2 rRNA genes are annotated in these 3,209 nt (G+C 50.6%); both read right to left on the reverse strand.

What is annotated here, in order from left to right:
• Positions 1-8 precede the first annotated feature (8 nt).
• Positions 9-123: ribosomal RNA gene (gene rrf, locus A5320_RS01230) — 5S ribosomal RNA — on the reverse strand.
• A 95-nt stretch (positions 124-218) separates the two neighbouring features.
• Positions 219-3,101 (reverse strand): 23S ribosomal RNA (locus tag A5320_RS01235).
• Between the last annotated feature and the right edge of the window lie 108 nt (positions 3,102-3,209).

Genomic DNA, 3,209 nt, shown 5'->3' on the forward strand with positions numbered 1-3,209 from the left:
TATTGGGAGCCTGGCGGTGTACTACTCTCGCATGGCATCTGCCACACTACCATCGTCGCAGCTGCGTTTCACTTCTGAGTTCGGAATGGATTCAGGTGGTTCCACAGCGCTATTGCCACCAGGCAAAAACTGTTTAGCTTCTTTAACTTAGACAAGCTTGATTTTTAATCTTTGATAGTAGTTCAGCACGTCTTACTTCAAAACAACTTGGGCGTTGTATGGTTAAGCCTCTCGGGCAATTAGTATGAGTTAGCTTAACGTATCACTACGCTTCCACACCTCACCTATCAACGTTGTGGTCTCCAACAACCCTTATGTGTACTCAAGGTACAAGGGATGACTCATCTCTTGGCCGGCTTCCCGCTTAGATGCTTTCAGCGGTTATCCGTTCCGAACGTAGCTACCGGGCAGTGCCATTGGCATGACAACCCGAACACCAGCGGTTCGTTCATTCCGGTCCTCTCGTACTAGGAACAACTCCAATCAATCATCCAACGCCCACGGCAGATAGGGACCGAACTGTCTCACGACGTTCTAAACCCAGCTCGCGTACCACTTTAAATGGCGAACAGCCATACCCTTGGGACCGACTTCAGCCCCAGGATGTGATGAGCCGACATCGAGGTGCCAAACACCGCCGTCGATATGAACTCTTGGGCGGTATCAGCCTGTTATCCCCGGAGTACCTTTTATCCGTTGAGCGATGGCCCTTCCATACAGAACCACCGGATCACTAAGACCTACTTTCGTACCTGCTCGACGTGTCTGTCTCGCAGTTAAGCTGGCTTCTGCCTTTGCACTAACCGTACGATGTCCGACCGTACTTAGCCAACCTTCGTGCTCCTCCGTTACTCTTTAGGAGGAGACCGCCCCAGTCAAACTACCCACCAGACACTGTCCGCAACCCCGATTAGGGGCCCACGTTAGAACATCAAACATGCAAGGGTGGTATTTCAAGGACGGCTCCATCGTGACTAGCGTCACAACTTCAAAGCCTCCCACCTATCCTACACATACAGGGTCAATGTTCAGTGCCAAGCTATAGTAAAGGTTCACGGGGTCTTTCCGTCTAGCCGCGGGTATACGGCATCTTCACCGCAATTTCAATTTCACTGAGTCTCTGGTGGAGACAGCCTGGCCATCATTACACCATTCGTGCAGGTCGGAACTTACCCGACAAGGAATTTCGCTACCTTAGGACCGTTATAGTTACGGCCGCCGTTTACCGGGGCTTCGATCAAGAGCTTCGCTTGCGCTAACCCCATCAATTAACCTTCCGGCACCGGGCAGGTGTCACACCCTATACGTCCTCTCTCGAGTTTGCAGAGTGCTGTGTTTTTAATAAACAGTTGCAGCCAGCTGGTCACTGCGACTCTCAGATGCTTACGGAGCAAGTCCTTCACACCCAAGAGCGTACCTTCTCCCGAAGTTACGGTACTATTTTGCCTAGTTCCTTCACCAGAGTTCTCTCAAGCGCCTTGGTATTCTCTACCTGACCACCTGTGTCGGTTTCGAGTACGGTCGACAAGTACCTGAAGCTTAGAGGCTTTTCCTGGAAGCGTGGCATCAACAGCTTCACCACCGTAGTGGCTCGTCTCGTATCTCAGTCTTAGGCATCCGGATTTTCCTAAACGCCCAACCTACATACTTTCACATGGACTACCAACGCCATGCCTGCCTAGCCTTCTCCGTCCCCCCATCGCAGTACTGTCGGTACGGGAATATTAACCCGTTTCCCATCGACTACGGCTTTCGCCCTCGCCTTAGGGGCCGACTTACCCTACCCTGATTAGCATGGGATAGGAACCCTTGGTCTTCCGGCGGGGAAGTTTTTCACTCCCCTTATCGTTACTTATGTCAGCATTCGCACTTCTGATACCTCCAGCATCCTTCACAAGACACCTTCTACGGCTTACAGAACGCTCCTCTACCACTTGTGCTTAGCACAAGTCCACAGCTTCGGTGCATGGTTTAGCCCCGTTACATCTTCCGCGCAGACCGACTCGACTAGTGAGCTATTACGCTTTCTTTAAAGGGTGGCTGCTTCTAAGCCAACCTCCTAGCTGTCTATGCCTTTCCACATCGTTTTCCACTTAACCATGACTTTGGGACCTTAGCTGGTGGTCTGGGTTGTTTCCCTTTTCACGGCGGACGTTAGCACCCGTCGTGTGTCTCCCGAGTAGTACTCATTGGTATTCGGAGTTTGCAAAGGGTTGGTAAGTCGGGATGACCCCCTAGCCTTAACAGTGCTCTACCCCCAATGGTATTCGCTCGAGGCGCTACCTAAATAGCTTTCGAGGAGAACCAGATATCTCCGAGCTTGATTAGCCTTTCACTCCGACCCACAAGTCATCCCCTAATTTTTCAACATTAGTGGGTTCGGTCCTCCAGTTAGTGTTACCCAACCTTCAACCTGCTCATGGGTAGATCGCCCGGTTTCGGGTCTACACCCTGCAACTATTCGCCCAGTTAAGACTCGGTTTCCCTACGGCTCCCCTATTCGGTTAACCTCGCTACAGAATGTAAGTCGCTGACCCATTATACAAAAGGTACGCAGTCACCCCACGAAGGGGCTCCCACTGCTTGTACGTACACGGTTTCAGGTTCTATTTCACTCCCCTAACAGGGGTTCTTTTCGCCTTTCCCTCACGGTACTGGTTCACTATCGGTCAGTCAGGAGTATTTAGCCTTGGAGGATGGTCCCCCCATCTTCAAACAGGATGTCTCGTGTCCCGTCCTACTCGTTTTCACTGATGAAGACTTTTCGTGTACGGGGCTATCACCCTGTATCGCGGCACTTTCCAGAGCCTTCCACTAATTCTTCACCAACTTAAGGGCTAGCCCCCTTTCGCTCGCCGCTACTAAGGGGATCTCGGTTGATTTCTTTTCCTCGGGGTACTTAGATGTTTCAGTTCTCCCGGTTCGCCTCGTATGACTATGTATTCATCATACGATACCAGATAAATCTGGTGGGTTTCCCCATTCGGACATCTGTGAGTCTAACGTCTCTTACCGACTTCTCACAGCTTTTCGCAGGTTAGCACGTCCTTCATCGCCTCTGACTGCCAAGGCATCCACCGTGTACGCTTAGTCACTTAACCATACAACCCCAAATTGTCTTTGAAATCGTAAGTATCGTGCTTAAGGTTCACAATAAAATTGTTGACCTTTATTTTTACTACTATCAGCTTGCCTAATTGTTAAAGAGC

The organism is Rheinheimera sp. SA_1, from assembly GCF_001669775.1.
In the GTDB taxonomy this organism is placed as follows: Bacteria; Pseudomonadota; Gammaproteobacteria; order Enterobacterales; family Alteromonadaceae; genus Pararheinheimera.